Annotated in this window: 5 protein-coding genes and 1 pseudogene; all 6 read left to right on the top strand. The window is 33.5% G+C overall.

Annotation, left to right across the window (positions count from 1 at the left end):
• A partial coding sequence (locus HMPREF0693_RS08640) for a beta strand repeat-containing protein (protein WP_004244867.1) occupies window positions 1–2,470 on the top strand: 2,470 nt, incomplete at its 5' end.
• A gap of 104 nt (window positions 2,471–2,574) precedes the next feature.
• Entirely contained in the window at window positions 2,575–3,828 is a 1,254-nt protein-coding gene (locus tag HMPREF0693_RS08635) for a TolC family protein (RefSeq protein ID WP_001985440.1), read from the top strand.
• Between the two features lie 24 nt (window positions 3,829–3,852).
• Window positions 3,853–6,018 carry a type I secretion system permease/ATPase gene (locus tag HMPREF0693_RS08630; RefSeq protein WP_004244865.1) on the top strand — a complete coding sequence of 722 codons (2,166 nt, stop codon included), beginning with the start codon at window positions 3,853–3,855 and terminating at the stop codon, window positions 6,016–6,018.
• Window positions 6,019–6,033: 15 nt separating this feature from the next.
• Window positions 6,034–7,293 (top strand): HlyD family type I secretion periplasmic adaptor subunit, encoded by a 1,260-nt coding sequence (locus tag HMPREF0693_RS08625; RefSeq protein ID WP_001985443.1) that lies wholly within the window; start codon window positions 6,034–6,036, stop codon window positions 7,291–7,293.
• 667 nt (window positions 7,294–7,960) lie between these two features.
• Entirely contained in the window at window positions 7,961–8,269 is a 309-nt protein-coding gene (locus HMPREF0693_RS08620) for a helix-turn-helix domain-containing protein (protein ID WP_004244863.1), read from the top strand.
• Window positions 8,270–8,473: 204 nt separating this feature from the next.
• A pseudogene (locus HMPREF0693_RS19150) lies at window positions 8,474–9,275 on the top strand (methyl-accepting chemotaxis protein); the annotation flags it as partial.

Here is a 9,275-nt window from a genome sequence, read left to right as displayed (position 1 = left end):
TAAAGCCGATGTGACTATCCCTGCAGATAAAGCAACTCCGGATGGTAATTATTCTGTTAAAGCAGAAATTACAGATCCCGCAGGTAACACGAGTGGTGAAGGTAAAGCAACGGACTTCACTGTAGATACCGTTGCCCCATCTACCCCTGTATTAAATGCTGAGGATAATGGCTCTGTTTCTGTTGAACTGCCAGGGGATGCCAACAAAGGCGATACGGTAGAAATTACCTTTGAAGATGAAAAAGGGGATAAACAGACTGTAACAATGGAGAAAGGGGATAATGGTTGGACATCTAGTGATCCTAATTTGATCCCAGACAGTCAGGGCAATAACACCGCTATTCCATCTGATAATGTAAAAGATAACAGTGAAGTAACCGCAATAGCTAAAGATCCAAGCGGTAATGAAAGTGCTCCAGCAACAGCAACGTCCAAAACAGATGTGCTACCGACAGTGAGTATTAGTGTTGATACAACATCAGTAAATGACAATGGAGATAAGATTAGTGCTGATGCTTCTGTTTCGGGTGAAATAACAGAAGTTCCTGCAACAATAGAGGACAAGGATGATACTACCGGATTAGTATATACCGTTGCTCTAGATTATGTTGCAGCACAGGATGTGACCGTAACCATAACCTTAACAAATGATGCTGGTCATGCAAGTGCGCCGGATTATTCAACGCTTGCAGGCTCTCAGCATGATGGGAAAATCGCCCTACATGGGGACACAGGTAAAGTAACCTATGATGGAGCTTCAACAGTAACGGTTGTTATTCCTGCTGGATCTAAGAGTGTTTCATTTATAGTTGATCCAACAATGGAAGCTAACCAAAATGCATTTAATGCTGAAGGTATGGAGAAAGTTGTTGCAACCATTACGGGAACATCTAATAACGCTACCGCTGTAACTGATACAGTAAATAATGCAGGTGCTTCTGCTACAGGGGTTATTTATGATGGCAACCCTATTTCATTACGTAATCTGGACGGCGATTTTACACTGAAGTATTCATTATCCTCATCAGTGGCTGAAAATGGGGACTTTGGATATACCATCGGAGTTGATAGCGGTAAAAAGGATCCTAAGCTAACGACAGATTACAATGATACGATTTATGTTGGTTATTATCAGGATGGTAGCGAAACTTCATCATACAGCAATCTTGCTAACTCGCAGGATAATGGACCTGATGGTACAAAAACAGATGGTAATCAAAGTATTACAACTGTTGATTTAGGTGCTGGTGATGACCTGATGGTGATCCGCGGTAATATGTTAACCAATACACGAGTCTATGCTGGTGAAGGTAATGATACCTTTACTATGGACGGCATGAATACAGCGTTACGTTCTATGTATGCTGGTAGTTATCTCTTTATGGAATCTGGTAATGATACCGTTACGATTAAACGTACAGGGGTAACCAATGCTGGTCAAATCTATCTTGGCTCAGGTAGTGATACCTTTACTCAAGGTGATGCCAATGATCAAAATAATACCGAATTGTCCGGTTTATTAGATCTGGGTAGTGGTACTCAAGATAAGTCAAATATGCCAAATGAGTATCTTTCTGTTTATCAGGATGGCAGTAATTTAAGTTTAGGTAATGACAATAACATTGATGCGGTCACAGATGTTAATACTGTCACTATTTATGGTTCTGTCTCCGGTGAAATTTTAGGTGGATATGGTAGTGATAATATCACTATCACTAAAAATCTGACTGGTAATGTTTCTGTTGGTGATAATACAGACACTCTAACTGCTGGGTGGATTTATGGTGGTGCCACTGTTTCTATGGGGGATGGCAATGATACGGTTACTGTCACTGAAGGTGCGTATAACACAACTATTTCACTAGGGGCAGGAGATGATGTGTTTGATGCTACTGCTGGTGTTATGGGGGATTCTGTTAGCGCGACATTAGTGAATGGTGAAGATGGCAATGACACCATAAAATTAGGCACAATTGGTAAAAATCTGACAGTTGATGCGGGTGCTGGCGATGATACTGTGATTTTGACAAAAGATTATGATCCTTCACCTATAGGTAATCAGGGATATATTAATGGGGGAGAGGGAACTGATACTTTAGTCTTATCAGGTACGATTACGGTAAATATGGCCACTAAGACTGATGAAGGTATTGCTAATTTCGAAAAAGTCGATATGACGGTTAACAGTGAGTTGAAAGTGGACAATAGCTCTCAGACTATTAAGTTAACCGCATCTGATGTGTTGGGAATGAATGCAAATTCAACGATTTATATTTCCGGTGATGCTAATGATAAGGTGGATTTAGGTGCCGATGGTGCTGGAGGTTTAGGTACATTTACAGCTACTGCCACTACAACAAAAGCAACCGCATTAGATGGTACTGAACATACTTACACTCTTTATAGCAGTGCAAGTGGTGCTAATGTCTATATTGATAATAATATTATCGATAATGGAGGCGTTATTTAATTATCTGTTGTAATTAAATCTAAGGCTGCTCTTTCGGGCAGCCTTATTATCTAATCATAAAACTTTTATATTTAGATTATATTTTCTTATTAGAGGTAATATCTGTGTTTTCTATAAATAAACTCAAAATAATAACGTTTGTTATTTTAGGAGGTGTATTATTTAATTCACATGCAAACTCTTTAAAGTATATATTAAATAATTCATTAAATAATGCGCCTGAGTTATTAGAAGCTAAAGCTGATATAGATATAGCCGTTGCAAAAGTTAATCAGACTAGAGCTCAACATTTTCCCGTAATAAGCGTAACTGGAAATAAATTATTAGGACAATATCATAGAGATAAAAGCGACTATGATAATAATAGTTTTATTCCAGGATTAAGAGGTGAATTAAATATCTATTCTTTCGGTGGAATAGAAAATGATGTTGAACGTAATGAAAAAGAACAACTCTATTATCAATTTAAATATAGCGAAACGAAAGAAAATGTCGCTTACACCATATCAGATCTATATTTAAAAGCATTGCTAGCTAAAGAATCTATTGCGGTAAAGAAAAAAAGTTTAGATAGACATAATAAGATTATATCTGAATTAAATGTGATAGCCCGTAATGATGAAGGGCGTGTTTCTGAATATGTTCAGGCAGAAGCAAGAAAAATATTAGTAGAACAAGATATTAACTATTATGAAAAAGAATTAATGACAACGTTAAGTACGTTATCAAAATATACGGGTTTCCCCGTTGGTGAAAGCGATCTTGTCAATCCTTTTGATGGAATGACGGTCAGTGATATGTATAGCGAATTCACTGCGGAAAATAATAATCAAAATCCAGCTTATCTCGTGAGTCAGGCTGATATCGATGCTAAAAAAATGGGCGTTAAAGTAGAAAATAAAAAACAATTACCAAGAATTAATTTAACTGGAAATATAACTAAAGATGATCGTCAGATAGGCATTGATGTGACATGGGACATTATTAATTTTTCATCATTATATTCTATTGATGAAAAAGTAAGTCAGTTAAACGCGGCACAACAGAGAATGGAGAGAGTGATTAGAGATATTGAAGAAGCAAGACGTTTATCAGTAATTAATATCCAAAAAAGTACTCAAAAATTGAAGATATTAGATGCACAAATTTTATCATCGACAAAAGTAGTCGATTTTTATCAATTGCAATTTAATGTTGCACGCCGTTCTTTGTTAGATGTTTTGAATGCAGAAAAAGAGTTATCTGATGTTGAATTATCTTATGCCACGACATTGAGTGATCTTAGGTACGGGATGCTTGATTATTTGTATGCACAAGGAAAACTTTCGCACTGGGCACTTAATTCACACACTCACTAATAAATTAAGGTAAATATTGTAGTTATGAAATTGATCATAGAAGGTCTTTCTCTTACAACCCAGTTATTAGGCACACATTTATCTGTGGCTACACTGACTGCACATACAATCCGTACTACAAATATGGGAATTGATTTTTCATCACTGGTTGAATATCTGAAAAGTGAAGGATTTGAAAATACATTATCACAACGATTATTAGATGATATTCCCTCTCTAGCTATGCCAGTATTATTATTATTAAAAAATGAAGAGGGTGCTGTTTTAACCGAAGTTTCATTTGATGAAACTGGACAACGTAAATATAAAATTCAGCAAGTAGATGGTTTATCTATATGGTTAACACAATCTGAATTAAGTGAAAAATATTTAGGTTATTGCTGGTTCATTAAGCCACGTATTACAGAAGATGTTCGTTCAGAATTGCCTGAATATACGATGCCTAAAGCATGGTTTTTTAAAGTTATATGGCGCTTTAAAAAGTATTACTATCAAATCATTCTCGCTACTTTTGTTATTAATTTTTTGGCACTTGTTAGTTCATTATATGTCATGAATGTTTATGACAGAGTAATACCTAATAAGTCATATCAAACACTCTGGGTTTTAAGTATCGGGGTAATTATTGCAATATTATTTGAATTTACAGCTAAAATGCTCCGAGGCCGGTTAACTGATATTGCTGGTAAGAAAGCTGATTTAATTATCAGTTCTGCTTTATTTAGAAAGGTCACAAATCTTAAGTTACAAGAAAAACCTATATCATCTGGCTCCTATGTTAATAATTTACGAGATTTTGAATCTGTCCGTGATTTTATGACGAGCGCGAGTTTATTAACATTAGTTGATATGCCTTTTTTAATTTTATTTGTATCTGTAATTGCGCTTGTTGGAGGCTATTTAGCTTTTGTGCCACTTACGATAATTCCATTGGTTATTATTGTCGGACTTTTAGCTCAGATCCCTTTATCCAAATATATTAATGAATCGATGAAGGAATCATCTCAAAGGCAAGGATTAGCTGTAGAAGCGATTGAAGGCATAGAAACATTAAAAACGAATAATGCCATGAATTGGGCGCAAAAGCGTTGGGATTATTACACAGCAAAAACAGCATCTTCATCAATGAAAGTTAAAAACATCAGTAATTTTGTTATTTATTTTGCAGTAATGATGCAACAGTTAAATACGATATTTTTAGTTATTATTGGTACTTATTTGATTCATAGCGATGATCCTGCAAGTAAAATTACAATGGGGGCGTTAATCGCAACGGTTATTTTATCTGGTAGAGCGTTATCACCATTAGGACAGATTGCGGGGTTAGCCGTGCGCTTTCAACAGGCTTGGGTCGCATTAAAAGGTGTTAATGGCATTGTTGAGCGACCATCAGAACGTGAACCAGCTAGGAAATATATTACGTTAAAACAAATAAATGGAAATATAAAATTCCAAAATGTTTCATTTGCTTATAACCAAGATAGTAGCAGTGTAGTGAAAAATTTATCATTTGAAATAAAGCCAGGTGAAAAAGTTGGAATACTTGGGCGTATTGGCAGTGGTAAATCAACGACTTTAAAATTAGCAGCTGGGTTATATCCCGCAGAGCAAGGGAGTATCACACTAGATGATGTCGATATTCGCCAAATAGATCCTCATTATTTGCGTAATCAGATTTTGTTATTAGAACAAGAGCCAAGGTTATTTTTAGGTAGTTTAAGAGAAAATCTTGATTTAGCCCGTATGGATGGCTTCTCTAGTGATCAAGATTTGATTGTGGCACTGAAGCGGTTTGGTTTGGATAAAGTTATTAAAAAACATCCTAGGGGATTAGATATGTCCTTGGGAGAAAATGGGTTAGGTCTTTCTGGTGGACAAAAACAAATTGTTGCTTTGGCTAGAATGACGTTGAGAAATCCCAAAATTGTTTTACTTGATGAACCAACAACGGGGCTTGATCAATATTCAGAAATTCAGGCATTAAATGCCATTTCAGCATGGTGTCGCTCAAAGACATTATTGGTTGTTACTCATCGACCTCAGGTACTGAGTATTGTCAATCGAATAATTGTTGTTGATAACGGTAAAGTTGTGATGGATGGTCCCAGAGATGCGGTTTTACAGCAGTTAGCTAAAAATGAAACAGAAAAACAAATAACTGCTCACTCAAAAACCAAAATAGATAAGTAAGATTGGGAATGTGAAATGAATGAACTAAATAAAAAACACCTGATGCCTTCAAGTCATACTAAAGAGGTTCTTTCTAATAAGGACTTAGCACTTCTAAATGACTTGCATGCAGCACTTCAGAATGAAAAACATCATAAAAGTTTTATGATGATCACAATATTGCTGATCTTTATGGTTATTTTCGTTATTTGGGCATGGAATAGTAATCTTGAAGAGGTAACTCGTGGTCAAGGCAGTATTATTCCTAGCAGTCGCGAGCAGATAATCCAAACATTGGATGCTGGCATATTAAAAAGTATGCAAGTTAAAGAAGGGGATATAGTTGAAAAAGGTCAAGTATTATTAACGCTAGATGATACTCGAACATCGGCTATCTTAAGAGAAAGTGAAGCAAAAGTTGCTAATCTAGAAGCAATACGAGCACGACTTAAAGCGGAGGCTTATTCTACTGAGCTTAGCTTTCCAGAAGGTTTATCAACAGAATTAGTAACTCGTGAAACAACAGTATACAAGATACGTAAAGACGCATTGAAATCAGGAATAGACAATTTACAACAAAGTAAAGCATTGTTAGACCGAGAAATTTCTATCACTAAGCCAATAGTTGCACAAGGTGCAATGTCTGCTGTGGAATTATTAAGAATGGAGAGGCAATCAGCCGATATTCAATTACAAATAGATGAAAAGAAAAATAAATATTTAACTGAAGCTGGGGCTGAATTAGTTAAAACAGAAGCGGAATTAGCTCAAGCAAGGGAAAATATGGCAGGGCGAGCTGATCCTGTTGAACGTGCTTTAATACGTGCACCATTAAGAGGTATTGTGAAAAATATCCGTATTAATACAGTTGGTGGAGTAATTTCAGCAGGGCAGGATATAATGGAAATTGTTCCTTTAGAAGATCAGTTATTAGTTGAAGCTTATATTAGTCCTCGAGATGTGGCCTATGTACGTGCTGGTATGCCTGCATTAGTAAAATTGACTGCTTATGATTATGCGATTTATGGTGGGTTAGAAGGCGTCGTGACTTTGGTAAGCCCAGATACATTGCATGATCAAAAAAGACCTAGTGATTTAAAACTTAATCAAGATGAAGCTTTTTATCGCGTATTGGTCACAACTCAAAGTAGTCATCTTACGGATAAAAATGGAAAAGAGCTTCCTGTTATTCCGGGTATGATCGCCAGTGTTGATATTAAAACAGGTGAGAAAACGGTTTTCCAATATTTGATCAAACCTATAACAAGAATGAAGCAGGCATTACAAGAGCGGTAATAATTTTTGAGGTCATAACTATCATAGAAGCAGTTATGACCTGTTATCAAGCTATTACTTGTATACTATTTATTAAATTTAAATATTTTTTAAATGGATATTAAATAAATTATTATACTCTTTATTTACTTATAATATAAGTAAGAATGAGGTGCTATTTTTAGCATATATTATTTGATAAACAATAAGGAGAACTATATCTAAAAAATTTTTTGACATAATATTATAGATAGTTATTTGATGTTTTTTATTTATAGAAAATAAAATTTAATCATATAATCTGAGTGTATGTATAAAAAATACTCCTATGGTGAGTATTTTTTTTATTGAAAATTATCACTTATAGTAAATATACTTAAATTAAGAGATATTTTGTTTAATTTTTGTTGTCAAATAAAACATTGATTTAACATTTGGTTGTGTTTTTATTTTTCATATGTATCAAATTGTAACTAAATGTAAATGTGTGAAAGAGTGTTTTTTTTTAACTTATTGTATTTCATTGTTATTTTGTTTTTTATGGGGAGTGGGAACTATTTTTAATAGGAATTATAAGAGTAAATTTATCTTTTTAATTTTAAATAACGATTTTACATAATTCATAATAAACTTTATATTTCTACTATAAGAAACACTCGTTCTTTAATGGCTCATGTAGGTGAAGATTATGTATGTCGTGTATAATGAACTAAATAGTCGTATCGGCGCTTACATTAGAAAAACACGGAAAGAAATGGGGATGTCGGCTTTAGTATTAGGTGAGAAATTAAATATGAGTCAACAGCAGATATCTCGTTGTGAAAATGGAAAGACTAATTTAACTTTTGAATTTATTAATAAAGTCCTTGTTGCTTTAAATAAACAATGGTATCACTTATTCAATGAAGTTATCTATCAGTTTGATCATGAACAGTTTATATACATCATAAATAATGAAAGAAACTATCAATTTATTCTATCTGAAATGAAAAAGTAATTTTAAAAATAATATTTATTATTTAACACTATAACATTCGTTATAAACGTAATCATAGTATATGGGAAATATATATTTTATGCTCTAGATAATGATGAAATCGATGTTATAAATTTAGCAATTTATTATATTTTATAGTTTATTATAAAAATATTTCTTCAAGGTGAATGTTCTTGTTTTTTATAAATTAAAGGATACAACCTAATGAGCAATTTTAAGTATTATTTTTTTCTAATTACTTTTACATCTGAATTTATTTATGCGGGTGGATCTTTACAACTATGTAATAAACATATTGATACATATGGTTCTTCAATAGGCTCTGAGAGTTATAAAAAAGATTTAACACATTATTCTTCTGTTACAAAAATAATATGTAATACAAATGATGATGCTCGTTTTTCTTTAAATTCAGAGGGAGATGGATTAGGACAATATGGTTATGATGCATCAAAAGCCCAAATAAAAGGAATGGCTAGTGGTAAGATAACAATAAGGTCTACTGAAACAACGTTTACTGGTTATTCTAAATTTCAAAATAATATCAGTTTAGATAATAATAAAATATTTAATATAAAAGATGGCACCTTATCTGAGAATAGTAAGGAGGCTGTAAATGGTTCTCAATTATTTAAAATAGATAGTGTTAAGGCTGATAAGGTTTCTTTAAACAATACAGATAAAAATGTGAGTGAAAATGCTGATAGTATTAATAAGTTAGATGAAAATTTAAAGAAAACAAATCAGCAAATTGAAATTAATACCACAAGTATTAATAAACATAATATGGAATTAAAGGAATATAATAGCGCTATAAAAGATATAGATTTTAAAACGAGAGATTTAACTAATACTGCAGATATATTAAGTAAAATTGCAATAAAAACTCAACAAGATATGAATGAGAATACTCAATCGATTAGCAGATTAAATCAAGATAAAGCGGATAAAGCACAGCTAGCGGAAACGGATAAACGGGTAGACGCAAACGCCCATAATCTCGTCA

This window comes from Proteus mirabilis ATCC 29906 (assembly GCF_000160755.1).
Lineage (GTDB): Bacteria > Pseudomonadota > Gammaproteobacteria > Enterobacterales > Enterobacteriaceae > Proteus > Proteus mirabilis.
This window is presented reverse-complemented; position numbering and strand designations above follow the sequence as displayed.

Excerpts from the sequence above, each read along its gene's own strand:
- HMPREF0693_RS08630 (WP_004244865.1), top strand. The coding sequence starts at position 3,853 with ATGAAATTGATCATAGAAGGTCTTTCTCTTACAACCCAGTTATTAGGC.
- HMPREF0693_RS08625 (WP_001985443.1), top strand. The coding sequence starts at position 6,034 with ATGAATGAACTAAATAAAAAACACCTGATGCCTTCAAGTCATACTAAA.
- HMPREF0693_RS08620 (WP_004244863.1), top strand. The coding sequence starts at position 7,961 with ATGTATGTCGTGTATAATGAACTAAATAGTCGTATCGGCGCTTACATT.